The organism is Burkholderia sp. MBR-1, from assembly GCF_013822785.1.
GTDB lineage: Bacteria > Pseudomonadota > Gammaproteobacteria > Burkholderiales > Burkholderiaceae > Burkholderia > Burkholderia vietnamiensis.
On sequence record NZ_CP053609.1, the window covers coordinates 669,714 to 691,213 of the forward strand.

Genomic DNA, 21,500 nt, shown 5'->3' on the forward strand with positions numbered 1-21,500 from the left:
ATACACAAATTCATTGTGGGAATCGATTGATGATTCCATTGCACGGGAGCCGGCGTCGCGGCGGGTCGAAATCTGCGCCAATCCACCGAAGAATGTTCTGCGACGATCGCGTCAGGAAGTGAAAAAACCTAGCAGTAACATGGTGTTACACCGATGCCGGCGACCTAACACTTTTTGGCTCGACACCGTTTCGGGCCACCCATAAATTACTGCTGAAAGGCTTGCGTCGGCCGGGGAGTGTCCGGCTGCGGGCCGCAACAGGCACTGAGCGATGGCGGAACGGGCGAAACGGAAGATCGGACGATGGGTGGCAGGGGCGCTCTGCGCGCTGCTGGTGCCGCTCGCGCTTGCCCAGCCGCCGCGCGGCGGCGCAGGTTTCGGCGCCCAGGGTTTCGGTCACGGCTTCGGTCATGGCCTCGGCGCCGGCACGCGCGCATACGGCCAACCGGCCGCGGGCGTACCGGTATGGCGTCGCGGTGCGCCGGCCGGCGGCGTGCGCAGCGGCGGCGTGAACGGCTACGGCGCCCGCTGGGGGCTGCGGCCGACGCCGTCGTATGGCCACTACGCCGCGCAGAACCCGTACCGGCCGATCAGCGCCGATTCGCGCCAGGTGCCGCATCCGTCCGGCGGCGGCAACGTGCCGCTGCGCGCGGGCTCGATCCGCGCGGACGTCGCGCGCTACAACGAGGAGCGCGGCGGCCGTCCGATGCCGCCGCCGCGTGCGCAGGAAGAATCCGGCCGCTCGCCGTTTTTCTCGCCGTTCTACCGAAACTGAGCGCACCGCGGGCTCGTCCCCCGCGCTGTGATGCGAATTCGCCACAGTCGCCCACACATTTCCGCTGATTTTCCCGACGCATTGCGCTATCTTTCGCGCCCGGCACGCGCGCCGCGCGGCCGGCCGGCCGCGTGTCCGTCCCGCGCCGGGCTGCCGCGATGCGCCGCCGCGCATGTTCGCGCCGAGAAGTTAATGCCGCCGCTATACCCGCAATAAGTGCGCGCAATTTTGGTCAGATAAATCTTCCGTAAAGATGGCTGCGCCCCACACGACGCAAGCACTCGGCCCCAAAAACAACGCTCGCGCCGCTTATCGACTATCGACAAAACCTGGAGATCCCATGAAAGCATTCGCTCGCCGTGCGTCGCGCACGTCCGTCAACCTGATCGCCGCGGCCGCCTGCGTCGCCGCCGCCGCACCCGCCCATGCGCAGTCGAGCGTGTCGCTCTATGGTCAGGTCGACGAGTGGGTGGGCGCGACCAAGTTCCCGGGCAGCGATCGCGCATGGAACGTGTCGGGCGGCGGGATGTCGACGTCGTACTGGGGCCTGCACGGCGCGGAGGATCTCGGCGGCGGCTACAAGGCGATCTTCACGGTGGAGAGCTTCTTCCGGGCGCAGAACGGCCAGTTCGGCCGCTTCCAGGGCGACACGTTCTTCGCCCGCAACGCGTACGTCGGCGTTAGCTCGCCGTACGGCACGGTGACGGCGGGGCGCCTGACGACGCACCTGTTCCTGTCGACGATCCTGTTCAACCCGTTCTACGACTCGTACACGTTCTCGCCGATGGTGTACCACGTGTTCCTCGGCCTCGGCACCTTCCCGACCTATCCGAGCGACCAGGGCGCGGTCGGCGATTCGGGCTGGAACAATGCGCTGTCGTACACGTCGCCGTCGTTCGGCGGCCTGAATTTCGCGGCGATGTATGCGCTCGGCAACACGGCCGGCGACAACCGCTCGAAGAAGTGGAGCGCCCAGTTCAACTACGCGAACGGCCCGTTCGCGGCGACCGCCGTCTACCAGTACGTGAACTTCAACAACGGCCCGCAGGATCTCAGCTCGCTCGTGACCGGCCTGAAGAGCCAGGGCATCGGGCTCGTCGGCGCGACCTACGACCTGAAGTACGTGAAGCTGTTCGGCCAGTACATGTATACGAAGAACGATCAGGCAACCGGCAGCTGGCACGTGAACACCGCGCAGGGCGGCGTCTCGGTGCCGCTCGGCGTCGGCAACGCGATGGCGTCGTACGCGTACTCGCGCGACGCCGGCGGCCTCGACCAGACGCGCCAGACCTGGGCCGTCGGCTACGATTACCCGCTGTCCAAGCGCACCGACGTCTACGCCGCGTACATGAACGACCACATCAGCGGGCTGTCGAACGGCAACACGTTCGGCGCCGGCATCCGCGCGAAGTTCTGATTCGCGCTGTCGCCGCCGCGCAGACGCTGCGCGCGCGGCCGGCATGTCGGCCTGCCCGCCCACGAACGGCGCCGCTCACCGCGGCGCCGTTTTGCGTTTGTTGACCTTTATGTTTCCTCGCCTTTGTTACCCTATTGCCAAATTGCATGATTACCTAGGAATTGCGGGCTAGTTCGATGGATACCCTCGTCAGCATGAATGTGTTTCGGTACGTCGTCGAAGTAGGCAGCTTCGTGGGCGCGGCCGAGCGCATGCAGATGTCGGCCGCGATGGCGAGCAAGCACGTGATGCATCTCGAGCAGCAGCTCGGCGCGCGGCTGCTGCATCGTACGACACGACGCGTCGCGCCGACCGAGGCGGGACGCGAATACTACGAGCGCCTCGTGCAGGCGCTGTCGGAACTCGACGAGGCAGGGCAGGCGGTGGGCGCCGCGAGCGTCGTGCCGCAGGGGCGGTTGCGCGTGACGTCGCTGTCGGCGTTCGGCTTGCGGCACGTGATGCAGGCCGTCACCGACTATGCGGGCCGGTTCCCGGACGTGACCGTCGACATGACACTGTCCGACCGTGTCGTCGATCTGATCGAGGAAGGCTATGACGTCGCGGTGCGCGCGGCGCCGAATGGGTTGAAGTCGTCGTCGCTGGTCGCGCGGCAGATCGCGACCGCGCACATTCTGCTGGTGGCGTCGCCGGATTATCTGGAGCGGCGCGGCACGCCGCAGACGATCGCCGATCTCGCGTACCACAACTATCTGCGGCGCGAGTCGAGCGCCTCGGCGCTCGATGCGCTGGTGATCGACGCGGCCGCCGCGTCGCGCGTGAACCTGAACGGCAACCTGATCGTGAACCATCTCGAAGGGCTGCGCGCGGCCGTGCTCGCGGGCGCGGGCATCGCGCTGCTGGGCACCGAGGTGGTCGGCGACGACATCGAATCCGGCCGGCTCGTGCCGCTGCTGCTCGACGCGGTGCCGCCGCACGAGGCGCCGATCTATGCGGTGTACGCGAGCCGCCGTCACGTATCGGCGAAGGTGCGCTCGTTCGTCGATTTCCTCGCCGCGCGCTTCGAAGGGCAGTCGCTGTGCCCGTCGATCGAGGCGCGGCTGCGCGTGCTGCCGATCACGCGAATCAAGCGAGCTTGACTGGGTTTGCACGCGAGCGTGCGTCGATGAAGAAAGCGCGAACCGTAACTGGGTTCGCGCTTTTTTTATTGCGGCGCGGTTGACGCGGTTGACGCGAGTGGCGCGAATGAACGAGCGACGCCAGTGACGCGACGCGCTCGCGGTGCGTGCGACTTGCAGTGGTCCGCGTGATGGCGCACCCGCAACGTCTGCGTGACATCCGCGCGACCTCCGCGCGCCGCACACGCGGCGCCCGCGCCGCGCGTATCCGTCAGCGTGCGATGCCGAGCCGCGCCTTCGCGTCGTCGTACTCGCGTTTCAGCCGCTCGACGAGCTCGCCGACGCTCGGCAGGTCGTCCATCAGGCCGACGCCCTGGCCGGCGCCCCAGATGTCCTTCCACGCCTTGGCCTTGTCGTTGCCGAAATTCATCTTCGACTTGTCCGATTCCGGCAGCGCGTCCGGATCGAGGCCGGCTCGCTCGATGCTCTCGCGGATGTAGTTGCCGTGCACGCCGGTGAACAGGTTCGTATAGACGATGTCCGACGATTTCGCGTTGAGGATCGCGTGCTTGTACTCGTCGACCGCGTGCGCTTCCTGCGTCGCGATGAAGCGCGTGCCCATGTACGCGAGATCCGCGCCCATCGCCTGCGCGGCGAGGATCGAGCCGCCGTTCGCGATCGCACCCGACAGCACGATCGGCCCGTCGAACATCCTGCGCACTTCGCCGACGAGCGCGAACGGCGACGTCGTGCCCGCATGGCCGCCGGCGCCGGCCGCGACCAGAATCAGCCCGTCGACGCCTGCTTCCAGCGCCTTCTGCGCGTGGCGCAGGTTGATCACGTCGTGCAGCACGATGCCGCCGTAGCTGTGTACCGCGTCGACGATCTCGCGCGCCGGCGCGCGCAGGCTCGTGATGAAGATCGGCACCTTGTGTTCGACGCACACGCGCACGTCGTGCTCGAGCCGTTCGTTGGACTGGTGGACGATCTGGTTCACCGCGATCGGGCCGATCACCGCATCCGGGTGCTGCGCCTTGTGGTCGGCCAGCGCCGACTGGATCTGCGTGAGCCACTCGTCGAGCAGTTCCGCGGGGCGCGCATTGAGCGCGGGGAACGATCCGACGATCCCCGCCTTGCATTGCGCGAGCACGAGTTCGGGATAGCTGACGATGAACATCGGCGACGCGATGACGGGCAGCGTCAGATTCTGCAGGACAGCGGGCAATGCCATGTGATTGTCTCCAGTCTCGAGGGCGGCCGGGTCGTGTGCGTGCCGACGCCGGCATCGGTGCTTGCAGTCGAACGAAAGTTCGAGTGTAGCTGCGCAGCGGCGCGTCCGTATTGATACGAACGATCGTGCGATTCTACGCGAGCTTAGCAAAGCGCACGGCGTGCCGACAATCGAGGGAGTGTTCTGTCTCTACGCATTCGGCTGTTGATTGCGCGCAGCGATGTGCCAAGCCTCCTACAATACCGGCCAATAACAAACCGACGAGAAACAAACCATGTCGTTCGACGCGTTCGCACCGTTTCGCGTGACGGTGCAGGACACCGACATCTTCGGTGTCAAAGGAGGCGCGGGGCCGCCGCTTCTGCTGCTGCACGGTCACCCGCAAACCCACATGATCTGGCATCGCGTCGCCGCGACGCTCGCTCGTCATTTCACGGTGATCGCCACCGACCTGCGCGGCTACGGCGCGTCGGGCAAGCCGCCGAGCGATGCGCAGCATGCGCCGTATTCGAAGCGCGCGATGGCCGCCGATCAGCTCGCAGTGATGCGTCATTTCGGCTTCACGCAATTTCACGTGTGCGCACACGATCGCGGCGCGCGCGTCGCGCATCGGCTCGCGCTCGATCATCCGGCGGCCGTCGAGCGGATGATGCTGCTCGACATCGCGCCGACGCTCGCGATGTACGAGCAGACCGACCGCGCGTTCGCGACCGCGTATTTCCACTGGTTCTTCCTGATCCAGCCGGAGCCGCTGCCCGAAACGCTGATCGAAGGCCGCACCGACGCGTACATCGAGCGCGTGATGGGCAATCGCTCGGCCGGACTCGCGCCGTTTGCGCCGCAGGCGCTCGACGCCTATCGCGCGGCGCTCGCGCAGCCTGGCGCCGTGCATGCGATGTGCGAGGACTACCGCGCCTCGGCGACGATCGATCTCGAACACGATCGTGCGGACCTCGAGCGCGGCAACAAGGTCGCGTGCCCGCTGCGCGTGCTGTGGGGCGCGAACGGGACCGTCGCACGGTGCTTCGATCCGCTGGAAGAATGGCGGCGCGTCGCGCGCGACGTCAGCGGCCGCGCGCTCGACTGCGGCCACTACATTCCGGAAGAAGCGCCCACGGCGCTGATCGACGAACTGCTGGCGTTCTTCGACGCGCGCGACGCGGCTGCTTGAGCGGCAGTACAAGCGGCAGTATGCGCGCCCGGCGCGCTCGCATTGGTCACGCGCGCTGGCGCTGAGTGGCGCCGAGTGGTACGTAGTCGCTTTCAGTGCCCGTCAGCGTCGCCCCGCGTCGTCGTCGACGAGCGGCGGCAGGCGGCGCGGCACGGGCGTCGATTTGACGATCGCCGTGCTCGTTTCGGCGCGCTCCGTCACTTTCGACAGGATGTCGTCGAGATGCTCGATCGTGCGCAGGTACAGCCGGCAGATGAAGCAGTCCTCGCCGGTGACCTTGTCGCATTCGACGAATTCAGGAATGCGCCGCAGCACGTCTTCGACGAGATGCAGTTGTCCCGGCAACGGCTTCACGCGCACGATCGCCTGCAGCGTGTAGCCGAGCGCGCGCGGATCGAGCTCGACGGTGAAGCCGGTGATCACGCCCTGCGCTTCGAGCCGCCGCACGCGATCGGCGGTCGCGGGCGCCGACAGCCCGATCTGCCGCGCCAGTTCGCTGGTCGCGATGCGCGCATCGTCGGCGAGCGCGGCGACGATCGCGCGGTCGGTCGCGTCCAGCGATACCGCGGCCGGCGGTGAAAGGCGTTTCGACATGATCGCTTTGGTTTCGAAGGTGAATCGGCGGTTTCGCTTCAGTCTAGCCGTGGATGCACGGAAAGCAAGCTCCTAGAATCGAAGTCATCTTCCCTCGCCACCGGAGCCCACGATGGCCTCGAACGAAATCCGCCGCGGCGCCGCCGAGATGCTGGTCGCGATGCTGATGTCCGGCACGATCGGCTGGCTCGTGATGTCGTCGCAGCAGCCGCTGTCCAACGTCGTGTTCTTTCGCTGCGTGTTCGGCGCGGCGACGCTCGCGATCGTCTGCGCGGCGCTCGGGATGCTGCGCCGCGCGCTGTTCTCGCCGCGCATGCTCACGCTCGCGGCGTTCGGCAGCCTCGCGATCGTCGCGAACTGGCTGCTGCTGTTCGCCGCGTATTCGCGCGCGTCGATCTCGATGGCGACCGCCGTCTACAACACGCAGCCGTTCATGCTCGTCGCGCTCGGCGCAATCGTGTTCCGCGAGCGGATCGGCGCGTCGACGCTCGCGTGGCTCGCGGTCGCGTTCATCGGCCTCGTCTGCGTGGTGCGCGTCGAGCCGGCGGTGCTCGCGGTGCCCGGCGAATATCTCGAAGGCGTGGCGCTGTCGCTCGGTGCGGCGTTCCTGTACGCGCTGTCGTCGATCGTCACGAAGCATCTGAAGGGCACGCCGCCGCATCTGCTCGCGCTGCTGCAGGTCGGCCTCGGCGTCGTGCTGCTCGCGCCGTTCGCGCAGTTCGGCACGTTGCCGGCGACGGCCGCGCAGTGGCTCGACCTCGTCGTGCTCGGCGTGATCAACACGGGTGTGATGTATGTGCTGTTGTACGGCGCGATCCAGAAGCTGCCGGTCGCGATGACGGGCGCGCTGTCGTTCGTCTATCCGGTCGTCGCGATCATCGTCGATCGCATCGCGTACGGGCAGACGCTCGCGTGGACGCAGGTGCTCGGCGCGCTGCTGATCCTCGTCGCGGCGGCCGGCGTGAACCTCGGCTGGCGCATCGTGCCGGCGCGCCGCGCGGCGCCCGGCAACTGAGACGGTCGCGCGCTCCGGCTTGCCGTCAGGGCTCGCGGCCGGGATTTGCTGCAATGGCTTGCCGGCGACGGCAGATGCCCGACGCCCGACGCCCGCCGTTCGACACCCCAAGCCCCAACCCCAAGCCCGATCCGCGCCCCCCGCTCACTCCCCCACGCCACTGTAAGAAGTTGTAGGGAAACACCCGATGCGATGCAGCACGGTCGCTCGTATGATGCGGGCTGTGACGTTGATCACGTTCACAGGATTCCGATCTCATGCCGTTCGCCACGCAGGCCGAACGGCATTTTTTTATGCGCCGCTGCGTGCGATCAGCCGTCGGCGCGCATCGAGGCGCGCGAGCAGCGCGCGTCGCGCGTCGTCGTCCGACGCGCGCCATCCCTTGATTTCGTCGCGGGTGCGCAGGCAGCCCGCGCACCAGTCGGTGCGCGGATCGATCCTGCAGACGTCGGTGCACGGCGAGGTCACCGTGCCGACCGGTACCGGCGTGTCGCTCATGCGTCGTTGCGCAGCGCGACGTCGGCGACCGGCGCGCCCGTCAGCGCGACGAGCTCCTGCGGCGACAGGTTGAACACCGCGTGCGGATGGCCGGCGGCCGCCCACAGGCTGTCGAGCGCGAGGAGATCCGCATCGATCAGCGTGACCGGTTCGACGAGATGGCCGATCGGACAGACGCCGCCGATCGCATAGCCGGTGTTGTCGCGCACGAACTTCGCGTCCGCGCGACCGACCGCGCCGACCTGCGCCGCGACCTTCTTTTCGTCGACGCGGTTCGCGCCGCTCGCGACGACCAGCACCGGCAGCCCGTCCGACTCGCGGCGAAACAGGATCGACTTCGCGATCTGCGCGACCGCGCAGCCGAGCCCGGCCGCGGCTTCGGCGGAGGTCTTGCCGGTTTCGGCGAGCATCACGATGTCTTTCGCATGCCCGCGTTCGCGCAGCAGCAGCGCGACGCGGCGCGCGGAATCGGGGAGGGTGTCGAACGGAGTGGGTGTCGTCATGGGTGAGTCCGGAAGTGTGAGGCTCAGGTGCAGCTCGGCGCGTCGGCGGCGCTCTGCGCGCGGGCGAGCAGTGCGCGACCGGCGCGCGATGCGTTCGCGCGGCCGATCGCAGTGGAGATGAAGTCGCCGGCGGCGACCACCTGCGCGAGGTCGATGCCGGTGTCGATGCCGAGGCCCTGCATCAGGTACAGCACGTCTTCGGTCGCGACGTTGCCGGTCGCGCCCTTCGCGTACGGGCAGCCGCCGAGGCCGGCCACCGACGCGTGGAAGATCTCGATGCCTTCGAACAGCGCCGCATAGATGTTCGCGAGCGCCTGGCCGTAGGTGTCGTGGAAGTGGCCCGACAGCCGCTCGCGCGGGAACACGCGCGTGACGGCCGCGAGCACCTCGCGCGTGCGCTTCGGCGTGCCGACGCCGATCGTGTCGGCGATGTCGATCTCGTCGCAGCCGAGCGCGGCGAAGCGCTCCACCACGTCGACCACCGAGGCGACCGGCACGTCGCCCTGGTACGGGCAGCCGAGCGCGCAGGACACGCTGCCGCGCAGCCGCAGGCCGGCGTCCTTCGCCGCCTGCGCGACCGGCTCGAAGCGCGCGATGCTTTCCGCGATGCTGCAGTTGATATTGCGCTGCGAGAACGCCTCGCTCGCCGCGCCGAAGATCACCACTTCGTCGGCGCGCGCGGCGAGCGCGTTCTCGAAGCCCTTCAGGTTCGGCGTGAGCACGGAATACACGGTGCCCGCGCGACGCTCGATACCGGCCATCACGTCGGCGCCGTCGGCCATCTGCGGCACCCACTTCGGCGACACGAACGATGCGGACTCGACGTTGCGGAAGCCGGCGCGCGACAGCCGGTCGACGAGCGCGATCTTCACGTCGGTCGGCACGAAGGCCTTCTCGTTCTGCAGCCCGTCGCGCGGGCCGACTTCGACGATCTTGACGGCGGTGGGGAACGTCATGGTTGTCTCCAGTGTCATGTTGTGCGAATTCAGTAGCCGCGCGCGCGGTCGACGATGCCGCCGATCGGCTCGCCGCGCTCGAGCGCGCGGATCTTGCCCGCGATCTGCTCGACGGCTTCGTCGCGCAGCGTCAGCGCGGCGCTGTGCGGCGTGATCGTGATGCGCGGCGCCTGCCAGAACGGATGGTCGGCGGGCAGCGGCTCGTGCTCGAACACGTCGAGCGTCGCGGCCGCGATGCGGCCGCTCGCGAGCGCGTCGAGCAGGTCGGCTTCGACCAGATGCGCGCCGCGCGCGACGTTCACCAGGTACGCGCCCGGCGCGAGCCGCGCGAAGGTGCGCGCGGACAGGATCGCGTCGGTGTCGGGCGTGCTCGGCAGCAGGTTGACGAGCACCTTCGCGCCGTCGATGCACGCGTCGAAGGCATGCTCGCCGGCGAAGGTCGCGATGCCGTCGAGCTGCTTCGGGCTGCGGCTGTAGCCGCGCACCGGCAGGCCGAGCGCGGCGAGCGCCTGCGCGACCTGCGCGCCGAGCACGCCGAGGCCCAGCACCGCGACCGTGAAGCGCGCGCGCGGATGCGGCTCGAGCACCTCCCAGCGCCGCTCGCGCTGCAGCGCGTCGTATTCGTCGAAGCGACGCAGGTAGCGCAGCACCGCGTGCGTCACGTATTCGATCATCTGCTGCGCCATGCCGGAATCTTCGAGCCGCACGAGCGGTACGTCGGGCGGCAGCGTGCCGGGATGCGCGCGCTCGAGCGCGAGCAGCGCATCGACGCCGGCGCCGAGATTGAAGATCGCGCGCAGCCGCTCGCGCGGCGCGAACAGCGCGCGCGGCGCGCGCCACACGAGCGCGTAGTCGGCCGCGGCCGTGTCACCCGGCTGCCACTCGCGCAGCTCGGCGTCGGGCAGCGCGTGCGCGAGCGCGTCGCGCCATGCGCCGGCTTCCTGGTGCGGCGTATAGAACAGGAGCTTCATCCGCTTACTTCGCGAACAGCTGGCCGATGTCGGCGAATGCCTTGAACTCGAGCGCGTTGCCGCACGGATCGAGGAAGAACATCGTCGCCTGCTCGCCGACCTCGCCCTTGAAGCGGATGTGCGGCTCGATCACGAAACGCGTGTGCGCGGCGCGGAGTGTATCGGCGAGCGCATGCCATTCGTCCATCGACAGCACGACGCCGAAATGGCGCACCGGCACGTCGTCGCCGTCGACCGGATTCACCGCGCTCTTGCCGGTCTCGTCCGGCGCGAGATGCGCGACGAGCTGGTGGCCGAAGAAGTCGAAGTCGACCCAGTGTTCCGAGCTGCGGCCTTCGGCGCAGCCGAGCAGGCCGCCGTAGAACGCGCGCGCGGCGGCGAGGCTCGTCACGGGGAAGGCGAGATGGAACGGGCGCAGCGCGCCGGCGGGCGAAGCGGACATCGGGCATCTCCTGTCGATCGGAACGGCGCGGCGGCGCGCGGCTCCGATCCGGTGCATGGCAAGCGGGAAGCCCACATTCTACGGTCTCGCGGCGCGTTGCGCCGTCGCCGGGCTGCCGGCGACGCCGAGCGGCCGCGGCGCGTGCAGCCCGCGCACAAGCAAAGCACAAAAAATTGGTTCGGCCGCGATGCGCGGCGCGCGAGAATCGACGCTCGTCTTCAAGCAACGCAAGCGAGGGCAATCATGCGCGCATGCAGCAAATCGGCGTGGCCGCCGCGGCTCGTGACCGTTCCGGGCCTGCACGGCAGCGAAGGCGCCCACTGGCAGAGCTGGCTCGAACGGCAGTTCGCGCGTTCGTTGCGCGTCGAGCAGGCCGACTGGGATGCGCCCGACCTCGTGCGCTGGGCGCAGTCGGTGCGCGCGCTGCTCGAGCGCGAGCGCGGCCCGTTCGTGCTGGCCGCGCACAGCTTCGGCTGCCTCGCCGCCGCGCATGCGCTCGCGCAATGGCCGCAGGCCGCCGACGTCGCGGGCGTGCTGCTCGTCGCGCCGGCCAGTCCGAAGAAGTTCACGTTCGCCGGGCCGTTCGACGCGCGCCGGCTCGCGGTGCCGTCGATCGTGATCGGCAGCGAGACCGATCCGTGGATGCCGCTCGCCGACGCGCGCACGCTCGCGCGGCAGCTCGGCAGCGCGTTCGTGAACCTCGGCGACGCGGGGCACGTCAACACCGCGGCGGGCTTCGGGCCGTGGCCGCGCGCGAAGTATTTCATCGACACGCTCGTGCATTGCGCGGCGCCGCTGCGCTTTCGCGACGCGGCCGACGGCTTCGACCGCGCGCTCGTCGAGCGCGCGCTCGCGCATGCGGTGTGACGCGCGCGGCGCGCGCCCGCGTCACACCCCGCGTCACCCCGCTTACGACACCGTGACGGGCTTCACCGCCGCCGGGTCCGAATAGCTCGGCCGGCCGTTCTCGACGTGGCCCGCGAAGCGCCGCGAGAACGTGGGGTTCGCGCCGTCGCTCACCGTCACGTCATACCAATGATGGCTCGCCGCGAGCGCCCATTGCTCGACGCGCTCGTCGCCGCCGTGCAGCGTGACCTGTCGCGACGGCGCGCCGTACGCGTTGTCGGTCAGCGTCAACGTCACGTGGCCGCTGCCTTGATTGCGCAGCTTCAGATACAGATTGCCGTTCGCGACGTCGTAGCCGGCCTTCACCTCGGGCTGCGCATGGTTGCGGCGGCGCGCCGTCGCGGCCGACACGTCGCCCGCGAAGACCCGCACGAACCCGTTCGGGCCGTACACCGAGAACGCATACGCGCCGTTCGTCTCGGTCAGATCGAAGTCCGCGTGCAGCACGCGGCGCGCGCCGACCGTGTAGCGCCACGGGCCGTCGGTGCGGTTCGTCGCGTACACGTGGAAGTGCGCGCCCTGGTTGCCGCGGTTCGCGAACTCGATGCGCAGCGTGTTGCCGCCGTAAATGCTCGCGTTCACGTGCAGCTCGTACGGCAGCGCGCGGGCCGGCCGCACGCCCGGCTCCTGCGGATCGATCGGCGACGGCGTCGCGGGCACCGTGGGCGCGGGCTGCGACGTGCATTGCTGATCGGCGATCGAGCGGTACTGGCTCGTGTCGGGCAGCGCCGGGAAGGTCGCGTCCGACGAGCGGAAGTCGAACGCGGCGGTGAGGTCGCCGCACACGGTGCGGCGCCACGGCGTGATGTTCGGCTCGTCGACGCCGAAGCGTTCGCCGATGAAGCGGATCACCGACGTGTGGTCGAACACCTGCGAGCACACGAAGCCGCCCTTCGACCACGGCGACACGACCGTCATCGGCACGCGCGGCCCGAGGCCGTACGGCAGCCCGTCGGCCGTATAGCTGCCGCCGCGGCCGGGGTTCACGACCGTGTGCAGCTCGCCGTCGGTGGTCACCGTCGAGGCGCCCTGCGCGGCCGAGGTCGGCGGCTGCGGCGGCACGACGTGATCGAAGAAGCCGTCGTTCTCGTCGTACATGATGAACAGCACCGTCTTCGCCCACACGTCGGGGTTCGACGTCAGCGCGTCGAGGATCTGCGACGTGTAGTTCGCGCCGTACGCGGGCGTGTATTTCGGATGCTCGGAGAACGCGGCCGGCGGCAGCAGCCACGACACCTGCGGCAGCCGGTCGTTGATCACGTCGTCCTTCAGGTTGTCGAGCGTGCGCACCGTCTGCGCGCGCTGATACAGCGACGAGCCCGGCTTCGCGTCGATGAAGTTCGCGAAGTTCTGCAGGATGTTGGTGCCGTAGTTGCCGTTGTACGGATCGGCCCACGTGAGCCCCTGCTGGTAGATCTGCCAAGACACGCCGCGCGCCTCGAGCCGTTCCGGGAAGGTCGTCCACGACAGCAGCTGGTAGGCGGGCGGCAGGTCGCCGTCGACGTAGTCGGCGTTGTCGAGCAGCGGGCCGCCGAACTTGCCGGTCGGATCGATCGTGCCGGTCATCAGGTACGAGCGGTTCGGGTGCGTCGGCCCCGGCAGCGAGCAGAAATAGTTGTCGCAGACGGTGAACGCATCGGCGAGCGCGTAGTGGAACGGGATGTCGTCGCGGACGTGATAGCCCATCGTCATGTCGGTCTTGTTCGCGGGCCACTGGTCGTAGCGGCCGCCGTCGATCGCCGCGTGCGTCTTCGCCCACGAGTGGTCGAGCGCGCCGAGACATTGCGCGCTGGTCGTCTTCGTGTCGAGCCGGAACGGCAGCACCGGCTTGCCCGGATCCTCCTTCGACGGCTGGTACCACACCGGCTTGCCGTTCGGCAGCGGGATCGGGAAGCGGTCGTTGTAGCCGCGCACGCCGCGCAGGTGTCCGAAGTAATGGTCGAACGAGCGGTTCTCCTGCATGAACACGACGATGTGCTGGACATCGCGGATCGTGCCGGTGCCGCGCGCGGCGGGAATCGCGAGCGCACGGCGGATCGATTCGGGGAAGGCGTTGAGCGCGACGGCGGCGCCCGCCGATTGCGCGACGGTATGCAGGAAACGGCGGCGGCTGGATGACGTCATGTCGTTTTACCTCGGTTCTGCGAACGGGACGGGAGCGGGGACGGCGCGATCAATGCGGCGACGATGCCGCGGCGGCCGACGCATCGGCCGCCGGTTTTGCATCGTCGTCGTCGTCGGGCGGGAAGTGGACGACGGGCGGCGCGAGCGGCGCGGCATCCGCCGCGGCAGCGTGCGCGCCGGCATCGCTGTTGAACGCGCTCGCGGTGCCCGACGACGCGCCGGCCTGCTGCGACGCGTCGGCCGCTTGCGCGTCGTGCGGCGCGTCGTCGCTGCAGGCGGCGACGAGCGCGGTGGCACACAGAACGGCGGCAACGACGACACGACGCATCACTTCTCTCCTGGCAGGCTGATCGGCAAACGTTTTCCAGTATGCCGGCGCGATGCGACGTTTCGGTGAATCGTTTGCGACCGGAACATGATCGCGAAACGCTTTCGCGAAGCTGTCCCGTGGCTTTCGGCGAAGGCTGCATGAGGCAGACGTGCATGGCGGAATTTGCCAGCGGGACGCGCACGACGTGCCGCATTTACATGCGTGTGCAACGCGAAGGCGCGAACCGGTGTCGCGCGCGATGTGCGCGCAGTGCGACGCGGCCAGCGCGCGAGCGGCGGTCGATATGTCGCCTCCGATGCCGCGAGCCGGTATTTGTTGCCGCTTCGTCGGCGCGTTGCCAGCAGCGCGTCAGCGTGCCGCCATCCAGCGCTCGGATACGGCCGCGCATCGCGATCCCGGCCGAGTGCTCGGCGCACGCACGCCGGCATCGCTGCTGCGCGGCACCGGAATTGCTCCGAGGGCCGCTGCGCGCGCGCTCGCGCACGACCGGTCCGGCACGGGCCGCCTATCCGCGTCCATCCCTCATCGAGCGAGCAGAACTCATGTCCACCGATCGATCCGATTCCTCATCTGCCGAACCCGGGCGCGCCGCGTCGCGCGCGCCGCTCGGCGAAGGCCGGCCGGCGCCGTCGCAGCCGGCCGATACGCCGTCGAGCGCGGCGCGTCGCCGCTTCCTGCAATCGGCGGCGGCCGCCGCGACGGTCGGCGCCGCGCCGCACGTGCATGCGCAGGGCGAGGCCGCCGCAGCGCCGCCTGCGCACCGCGACGCGGTGCCCGCGCGGCCGGTGCATCTCGACATCAACGGACGCGCGTACACGCTGCAACTCGAGCCGCGCGTCACGCTGCTCGACGCGCTGCGCGAGTACGCGGGGCTCACCGGCACGAAGAAGGGATGCGACCGCGGGCAGTGCGGCGCCTGCACGGTGCTCGTCGACGGGCGGCGCATCAATGCGTGCCTGACGCTCGCGGTGATGCACGAAGGCCAGCGCATCACGACGGTCGAAGGGCTCGCGCGCGACGGCGTGCCGAGCGCGGTGCAGCGCGCGTTCGTCGAACACGATGCGTTCCAGTGCGGTTACTGCACGCCCGGCCAGGTGTGCGCCGCGACCGCGCTGCTCGACGAGTTCGCGGCCGGCGCGGCGAGCGCGGTCACCGCCGACGTGCGGCATCGCCCGGTGCAGCTGACGGACGCCGAGATCCGCGAACGCATGAGCGGCAACCTGTGCCGCTGCGGCGCGTATTCCAACATCGTCGCCGCCGTGCGCGCCGCGCACGCGGCGAGCGCATAGCCGGCGGAGGGCATCGCAATGGAAGCGATCACCTACGAACGTGCGGCCGACGTCGCCGGCGCGGTGCGCGCGGCGCAGCGTCCGGGCGCGGCGTTCATCGGCGGCGGCACGAACCTGCTCGATCTGATGAAGGGCGGCGTGGCGCGACCGGTCGCGCTCATCGACATCACGCGCATCGCGGGCCTCGATACGGTCGACGCGCTGCCCGACGGCGGGCTGCGGATCGGTGCGCTCGTGCGCAACAGCGATGCGGCCGATCATGCGCGCATCCGCGCGGACTATCCGCTGCTGTCGCAGGCGCTGCTCGCGGGCGCGTCGGCGCAGCTGCGCAACATGGCGACCATCGGCGGCAACCTGATGCAGCGCACGCGCTGTCCGTACTTCTACGACACGGCCTTCGCGCAATGCAACAAGCGCGAGCCGGGCAGCGGCTGCGCGGCCATCGGCGGCCACAACCGGATGCACGCGATTCTCGGCGCGAGCCCGCAGTGCGTGGCGGTGAACCCGTCGGACATGAGCGTTGCGCTCGCCGCGCTGGACGCCGTCGTGCAGGTGAGCGGCCCGCGCGGCGCGCGGCAGATTCCGTTCGAGTCGTTTCACCGCCTGCCCGGCGACCGGCCCGATCTCGACACGACGCTCGCGCCCGGCGAGCTGATCACCGCGGTGGACCTGCCGCCGCCGCGCTTCGCCGGCCATGCGCATTACCTGAAGGTGCGCGATCGCACGAGCTACGCGTTTGCGCTCGTGTCGGTGGCGGCCGCGTTGCGGATGGACGGCGCGCGCATCGAGGAGGCGCGCATCGCGCTCGGCGGTGTGGCGCACAAGCCGCTGCGCGCGACGCTCGCCGAGCAGCATCTCGCGGGACGCGCGCCGACCGATGCGTTGCTGCACGACGCCGCCGCGCTCGCGCTGCGCGATGCGCGGCCGCTCGACGGCAATGCGTTCAAGGTCGCGCTCGCGCAGCGCGCGATCGTGCGCGCGGTGAAACGCGCCGCAGCCAATGGAGGTGCAGCATGAACACGCTGACCGGACAGCCGCTCGATCGCGTCGACGGCATGCTGAAGGTGACGGGCGGCGCGCATTACGCGGCGGAATTCGCCGATCCGCGGCTCGCGCACGCGGTGCTCGTGACGAGCACGATCGCGGCCGGGCGGATCGAATCGATCGACACGGCGCGTGCGCGGGCGATGCCCGGCGTGCTGCTCGTGATCACGCACGAGAACGCGATGCGGCTGCCCAACGGCGGCCGGCCGCCGCTGTCGCCGCCCGCGGGCCGGCACCTCACGCTGCTGCAGGACGACACGGTGCGCTACAGCAACGAGCCCGTCGCGGTCGTCGTCGCGCAGACGCTCGAGCAGGCGAGCGCCGCCGCCGATGCGGTGCGCGTGCGCTATCGCCCCGGCGCCGCCGCGCTCGATTTCGCGCGCGAGAAGGCGGCCGCGCGCGTGCCGCCGAAGCAGCAGGGGCGGCCGATGGACACGCAGCGCGGCGACGTCGACGCGGGGCTGCGCGAAGGCGCGGTGCGCATCGACGCGACCTACACGACGCCGATGCAGCATCACAACCCGATCGAGCCGCATGCGACGATGGCCCGCTGGGACGGCCCGACGCTCACGCTGCACGACGCGACGCAGGGCGTGTCGGGCGCGAGCACCGCGGTGGCCGCGGTGTTCGGCATCGCGCCGGAGCAGGTGCGCGTGCTGTCGCCGTTCCTCGGCGGCGGCTTCGGCTGCAAGGGCTCGTCGTGGTCGCACGTGTCGCTGTGCGCGATGGCCGCGAAGCAGGCCGGTCGGCCGGTGCGGCTCGTGCTGACGCGGCCGCAGATGTTCGGTCCGGTCGGCTCGCGGCCGTACACCGAGCAGCGCGTCGTGCTGGCCGCACGCGCCGACGGCACGCTGACCGCGATGCGCCACGATTCGATCGTGACCACCTCGACGTTCGAGGACTGGACCGAGATGTGCGGGATGCCGTCGCGGATCATGTACGCGGTGCCGAACCAGGCGACGACGCACCGGATCGTGTCGCTGAACGTCGGCACGCCGACCTTCATGCGCGCGCCGGGCGAGGCGTCGGGGTCGTTCGCGCTCGAGTCGGCGATGGACGAACTCGCGTGGCAGCTGCGGATGGACCCGGTCGAATTGCGGCTCGCGAACTACGCGCAGGTCGATCCGCAGGACGGCAAGCCGTGGTCGAGCAACGAACTGCGCGCGTGCTACCGGCTCGGCGCGCAGCGCTTCGGCTGGTCGCGCCGCACCGGCGCGCCGCGCACGATGCGCGACGGCGACACGCTGATCGGTCTCGGGATGGCGGCCGCCACGTACCCGGCGAACCGCAGCGAGGCGTCGGCGCGCGCGCGCATTCTGCCGGACGGTACGGCCGAAGTGGCATCGGGCACGCAGGACATCGGCACGGGCACCTACACGGTGATGACGCAGGTGGCCGCCGACGCGCTCGGCTTCGCGGTGCGCGACGTGCGTTTCGTGCTGGGCGACTCCGGGCTGCCGCGCGCGCCGGTGTCGGGCGGCTCGCAGACGGCGGCGAGCGTCGCGCCTGCCGTGCGCGAGGCCGCGCTGCAGGCGCGCGCGCAGCTGATCGCGCTGGCCGTGGGCGCACCCGGTTCGCCGCTGCACGGCGTCGCGGCCGACGACGTGACGGTCGACGACGGCTGGGTCGTGCATCGCCGCGATCCGTCGCGGCGCGATCCCGCCGCGGCGGTGATCGCGCGCGCGGGCGGCCGGCCGATCGACGTGCAGGCGACGACGAAGCCGGGCGACGAGAAGTCGCGCTATGCGTCGCATTCGTTCGGGGCGGTGTTCGCGGAGGTGCACGTCGACGCCGAGCTGGGCACGATCCGCGTGCCGCGCATCGTCGGCGCATACAGCGTCGGCAGCGTGCTGAACGCGAAGACGGCGCGCAGCCAGCTGATCGGCGGCATGGTGTGGGGGCTCGGCACCGCGCTCGAGGAGGGGTCGTATCTCGACGTGCGGCACGGCCGCTTCACGAACGCGAACCTCGCCGAATATCACGTGCCGGTGAACGCGGACATCGGCGAACTCGACGTGATCTTCGTCGACGAGCGCGACACGCATTTCAATCCGCTCGGCATCCGCGGGATCGGCGAGATCGGCATCACCGGCGTGCCGGCCGCGATCGCCAATGCCGTCTATCACGCGACCGGCGTGCGCGTGCGCGATCTGCCGATCACGCTCGACAAGGTGGTGACGTCGGCGATGGGCTGAGCGTCAGCGGCGCGGGGTTCTGCGCCGCAAGTTGCTGTGCATCGGGCGTTGTCGCGCGCGGTGCGAGCGCGTGCGGCTGCGGCTGCATGTGCCGCGTGTATCGCGTGGCATGTGCCGCGCGCCGACTCGCCCGCGCGTGAGTCGGCGGGTGGCTTGGTCCGTCGATTAGCTCGTGAGTTAGCGTGCGAACAGCGGATAAGTCGCCGCTGCGATCAACGCGGTCGCGAGCCATACGACGCTCCACGAACTAACGGCGAGCAGCGGCGGGATCGCGAGCGGCGTGGCGAACAGGCCGAGATAGACGACCGTGTTCGCCATCCCGAGCGCGGTGCCCGCGTGGTTCGCGCCGGCGAGCGTCGCCAGTTCGGTGTACGCGACGCCGTGCCACGCGGACACGCAGATGCCGGCGAACACGAGAATCGCGACGATCGCGCCGAGCGGAACGTAGGGGCTGGCGGCCGTCGCTGCGGCGAGCAGCGAGAACGCGCCGGCCGCGACGCAGACCGACCCGCGCAGGTACGCACGCCGGTTGCCGTGCCGGTCGGTATGGCGGCCGCTCCACACGCGCATCACCATGGCGCCGGCCTGCAGCGCGACCATCGCCGTGCTGATGCCGGCGAGCCCGAGCCGGCCGAAATCGTGCAGGAACACGGTCGCGAACGTGAGCACCGCGAACTGCGGCGCGCACAACGCGCCGATGCCGAGCACGATGCGCCACACGCGGGCGCTCGCCAGCGGGCCGCGCGCGGGAGCGGCGGACGCTTGCTGTGCGGCGGGCGGCGTGGTCGAGGTGCTCGAGGTGGCCGGCGCGACGGATGCGACCGATGAGTCGGATGTGCGGGATGTTGCCGATGGGACCGATGCGGCGGATGCGAACGACGAGTCCGATGAGTCTGATGCGCCGGATGTAGCCGTCGCGACCGATGCGACCGATGCGGCGGAAGTGGCGGAAGTGGCGGACGGCGCGAACGCAACCACCCCACCCGGCGGCTCATGCAACCAGCGCCACGTGAGCGCCGCCGATCCCGCGCACAGCAGCATCAACGCGCCGTACACCGCGGCGAAGCCCGCATGCGACGCGAGCGCCGGCAGCAGCGCCGCGCCGACGCCGCCGCCGAGCGGCACGGCCGTCTGCCGGATGCTCATCGCGAGCCCGCGTTCGCGTTCGCCGAACCAGCGCATCACCGCGCGTCCGCTCGAACCGTTCACGCTGCCGCCGAGCAGGCCGACGCAGCACATCGCCGCCACGACGCGCAGCAGCGGCGGCACGGCATGCGCGCTCGGCACGATCGCGGCGACCATCACCGCGAGCATCGCGGCGGTCGCGACGAGGCCGGTGAGCAGCACGCGACGATCGCCGAAGCGATCGGCCGCGATGCCCCACGGCAACTCCGACAGCGCGACGCCGAAGCCCAGCGCGCCGAGCACGAGGCCGAGCGCGGCGTTGTCGAGGTGATAGGCCGAGCGCATCCACACGGCGGTGGTCGGAATGCCGGCCGCGGCGGCCGAAAAGCTCATGTTCGCCGCGACGCCGGCAGCGAGCACGCGCCAGCGATGCGCCGGGCCGCGCGCAGCGCCGGCGCGCGCGGACGGGGAAGCGAGGCAGGAGGTATCCATGACGACGGGTCCGTGTGCAAATTGACATCGTCAGTGTGGCGACCTACATTCATCCTGAAAATTGGAAAGTTTTTGATGAATCGTTCGACAAAACGGGATGATCGAGATGCCGATGCGAGACCCTAGCGACGCCGCGCTTGCGCGTCCCAATTTCGATGTCGCGGCGCTGCGCAGCCTGGTGGCGGGCGTCGACCTCGGCAGCTTCACGAAGGCGGCCGATCGCGTCGCGCGCTCGTCGTCGGCGGTGAGCGCGCAGATCCGCAAGCTCGAGGAGCAGGCCGGCACGCCGCTGTTCGTGAAGGCCGGGCGCGGGCTGGCGCTGACCGACGCGGGCGACGCGATGCTGCGCTACGCGCGCCGCATGATCGAACTGAACGACGAAGCGGCCGCGGCCGTGCGCGGCGTGAATCTCGACGGCTGGGTGCGGGTCGGGCTGCAGGAGGATTTCGGCGAAGCGATCCTGCCCGACGTGCTCGGGCGTTTTGCGCGCGCGCATCCGAAGGTGCGGATCGAGGCGCGCGTCGCGCGCAATGCCGAGCTGCTCGAGCGGCTCGACGCGAACCAGCTCGATCTCGCGCTCGTGTGGGGCGATCCGGCATCGGCGAGCCTGATGTCGCGCGCGGGCATCGACAGCGATGCGATCGCCCAGGTGCCGATGCAGTGGATCGCGGCGGTGGGCGCGGGCGACGTCGGCGTGGCCGACGCCGGCGCAATGCCGGATGCCGCACGCGACGGCGCTGCGAGCGCCGCCGCGGAGCGCACGCCGGGTGCGCCGGCAGAGCAGGCAGAGCAGGCAGAGCAGGCAGAGCAGGCAGAGCAGGCAGAGCGTGGAGAGCCGCTGCCGCTCGTCGTGTTCGACCGGCCGTGCCGCTTCTTCGCCGCGGCGACCGACGCGCTCGACCGCGCGGGCTTGCCGTGGCGCGTCGCGTTCACCACGCCGAGCCTGGCCGGACTATGGGCGGCCGCGGCGGCCGGGCTGGGCGTCACGGTGCGCTCGCATTACGGGTTGCCCGCGTCGGTGCGCGCACTCGACACGGCCGCGTGCGGCCTGCCCGCGCTGCCGAGCCTGCCGCTGCTGTTGCTGCGCCGCACGTCGTCGGCGACGCCGACCGTGGAACGGCTCGCACAGATCGTGACGCAGGCCGTGCGCGACGCGACCCGGCGCGACGCGGTGGCGCTGGCGGCCTGAGGTTCGTCGGGGCGGTGTCGGGCGAGGCGGCGCGTGCAGTTTGAGAGTGGGCGGGCGCGCTCGCCGCTGGCGCTCAGGCTTCGATGGGCGGCGTGAGCGTCCGGCACGCCGCCGCAT

20 protein-coding genes are annotated in these 21,500 nt (G+C 70.1%); 10 read left to right on the top strand and 10 right to left on the bottom strand.

Features of this window, described 5'->3' with window-relative positions; translation table 11 throughout:
- Positions 1-271 precede the first annotated feature (271 nt).
- The 3 genes from MBR110_RS03145 to MBR110_RS03155 all read left to right on the top strand — a co-directional run bounded on the left by MBR110_RS03145 (position 272) and on the right by MBR110_RS03155 (position 3,328).
- Positions 272-775 (top strand): hypothetical protein, encoded by a 504-nt coding sequence (locus MBR110_RS03145; protein WP_034192510.1) that lies wholly within the window; start codon positions 272-274, stop codon positions 773-775.
- Between the two features lie 340 nt (positions 776-1,115).
- The gene (locus tag MBR110_RS03150; protein WP_011886209.1) at positions 1,116-2,192 is read left to right on the top strand and encodes a porin; all 1,077 of its coding nucleotides are present in this window, start codon (positions 1,116-1,118) and stop codon (positions 2,190-2,192) included.
- Positions 2,193-2,368: 176 nt separating this feature from the next.
- Entirely contained in the window at positions 2,369-3,328 is a 960-nt protein-coding gene (locus tag MBR110_RS03155; RefSeq protein WP_011886208.1) for a LysR family transcriptional regulator, read from the top strand.
- Between the two features lie 250 nt (positions 3,329-3,578).
- Here MBR110_RS03155 and MBR110_RS03160 read toward each other — a convergent pair whose 3' ends face one another.
- Complete coding sequence (locus tag MBR110_RS03160; protein WP_011886207.1) at positions 3,579-4,538, bottom strand: NAD(P)H-dependent flavin oxidoreductase; 960 nt, start codon at positions 4,536-4,538, stop codon at positions 3,579-3,581.
- Between the two features lie 274 nt (positions 4,539-4,812).
- Between MBR110_RS03160 and MBR110_RS03165 the strand changes: the two genes are divergently transcribed.
- A complete protein-coding gene (locus tag MBR110_RS03165) occupies positions 4,813-5,709 on the top strand; it encodes an alpha/beta fold hydrolase (RefSeq protein ID WP_011886206.1) in 897 nt (298 codons plus the stop codon).
- A gap of 102 nt (positions 5,710-5,811) precedes the next feature.
- On the opposite strand, the gene MBR110_RS03170 is transcribed toward MBR110_RS03165, so the two are convergent.
- Positions 5,812-6,303 carry an Lrp/AsnC family transcriptional regulator gene (locus MBR110_RS03170; RefSeq protein ID WP_011886205.1) on the bottom strand — a complete coding sequence of 164 codons (492 nt, stop codon included), beginning with the start codon at positions 6,301-6,303 and terminating at the stop codon, positions 5,812-5,814.
- Positions 6,304-6,415: 112 nt separating this feature from the next.
- Here MBR110_RS03170 and MBR110_RS03175 point away from each other — a divergent pair, with 112 nt between their 5' ends.
- Positions 6,416-7,318, top strand: a complete 903-nt coding sequence (locus tag MBR110_RS03175; RefSeq protein ID WP_181709161.1) for a DMT family transporter — start codon at positions 6,416-6,418, stop codon at positions 7,316-7,318.
- A 291-nt stretch (positions 7,319-7,609) separates the two neighbouring features.
- On the opposite strand, the gene MBR110_RS03180 is transcribed toward MBR110_RS03175, so the two are convergent.
- Genes MBR110_RS03180 through MBR110_RS03200 form a run of 5 tightly spaced genes read right to left on the bottom strand, consistent with a single transcriptional unit; the run spans position 7,610 to position 10,688 of the window.
- Entirely contained in the window at positions 7,610-7,816 is a 207-nt protein-coding gene (locus MBR110_RS03180) for a DUF1289 domain-containing protein (protein WP_011886203.1), read from the bottom strand.
- Entirely contained in the window at positions 7,813-8,319 is a 507-nt protein-coding gene (locus tag MBR110_RS03185) for a YbaK/EbsC family protein (RefSeq protein ID WP_011886202.1), read from the bottom strand. The genes MBR110_RS03180 and MBR110_RS03185 overlap by 4 nt, the downstream gene beginning before the upstream one ends.
- Before the next feature lie 23 nt (positions 8,320-8,342).
- Complete coding sequence (locus tag MBR110_RS03190) at positions 8,343-9,275, bottom strand: hydroxymethylglutaryl-CoA lyase (protein ID WP_011886201.1); 933 nt, start codon at positions 9,273-9,275, stop codon at positions 8,343-8,345.
- 29 nt (positions 9,276-9,304) lie between these two features.
- A complete protein-coding gene (locus MBR110_RS03195; RefSeq protein ID WP_046424092.1) occupies positions 9,305-10,246 on the bottom strand; it encodes a 2-hydroxyacid dehydrogenase in 942 nt (313 codons plus the stop codon).
- A gap of 4 nt (positions 10,247-10,250) precedes the next feature.
- Positions 10,251-10,688 (bottom strand): VOC family protein, encoded by a 438-nt coding sequence (locus MBR110_RS03200; RefSeq protein ID WP_059991980.1) that lies wholly within the window; start codon positions 10,686-10,688, stop codon positions 10,251-10,253.
- A 243-nt stretch (positions 10,689-10,931) separates the two neighbouring features.
- On the opposite strand from MBR110_RS03200, the gene MBR110_RS03205 reads away from it, so the two are divergent.
- Positions 10,932-11,555 (top strand): RBBP9/YdeN family alpha/beta hydrolase, encoded by a 624-nt coding sequence (locus MBR110_RS03205; RefSeq protein WP_011886198.1) that lies wholly within the window; start codon positions 10,932-10,934, stop codon positions 11,553-11,555.
- A gap of 42 nt (positions 11,556-11,597) precedes the next feature.
- On the opposite strand, the gene MBR110_RS03210 is transcribed toward MBR110_RS03205, so the two are convergent.
- Positions 11,598-13,718 carry a phosphocholine-specific phospholipase C gene (locus tag MBR110_RS03210; RefSeq protein ID WP_059894325.1) on the bottom strand — a complete coding sequence of 707 codons (2,121 nt, stop codon included), beginning with the start codon at positions 13,716-13,718 and terminating at the stop codon, positions 11,598-11,600.
- A 49-nt stretch (positions 13,719-13,767) separates the two neighbouring features.
- Entirely contained in the window at positions 13,768-14,046 is a 279-nt protein-coding gene (locus MBR110_RS03215; RefSeq protein WP_045578722.1) for a hypothetical protein, read from the bottom strand.
- Between the two features lie 545 nt (positions 14,047-14,591).
- Between MBR110_RS03215 and MBR110_RS03220 the strand changes: the two genes are divergently transcribed.
- Genes MBR110_RS03220 through MBR110_RS03230 form a run of 3 tightly spaced genes read left to right on the top strand, consistent with a single transcriptional unit; the run spans position 14,592 to position 18,577 of the window.
- Positions 14,592-15,338, top strand: a complete 747-nt coding sequence (locus MBR110_RS03220) for a (2Fe-2S)-binding protein (RefSeq protein WP_059475952.1) — start codon at positions 14,592-14,594, stop codon at positions 15,336-15,338.
- Positions 15,339-15,356: 18 nt separating this feature from the next.
- Entirely contained in the window at positions 15,357-16,355 is a 999-nt protein-coding gene (locus MBR110_RS03225) for an FAD binding domain-containing protein (RefSeq protein ID WP_011886194.1), read from the top strand.
- Positions 16,352-18,577: a xanthine dehydrogenase family protein molybdopterin-binding subunit gene (locus MBR110_RS03230; RefSeq protein ID WP_181709162.1), complete on the top strand. Its 2,226-nt coding sequence runs from the start codon at positions 16,352-16,354 to the stop codon at positions 18,575-18,577. Before MBR110_RS03225 ends, MBR110_RS03230 begins: the two co-directional genes overlap by 4 nt.
- Positions 18,578-18,754: 177 nt before the next feature.
- On the opposite strand, the gene MBR110_RS03235 is transcribed toward MBR110_RS03230, so the two are convergent.
- On the bottom strand, positions 18,755-20,194 hold the full coding sequence (locus MBR110_RS03235; RefSeq protein ID WP_181709163.1) for an MFS transporter: 1,440 nt from the start codon (positions 20,192-20,194) through the stop codon (positions 18,755-18,757).
- A gap of 106 nt (positions 20,195-20,300) precedes the next feature.
- On the opposite strand from MBR110_RS03235, the gene MBR110_RS03240 reads away from it, so the two are divergent.
- The gene (locus tag MBR110_RS03240) at positions 20,301-21,383 is read left to right on the top strand and encodes a LysR substrate-binding domain-containing protein (RefSeq protein ID WP_085954494.1); all 1,083 of its coding nucleotides are present in this window, start codon (positions 20,301-20,303) and stop codon (positions 21,381-21,383) included.
- Positions 21,384-21,500: the final 117 nt, after the last annotated feature.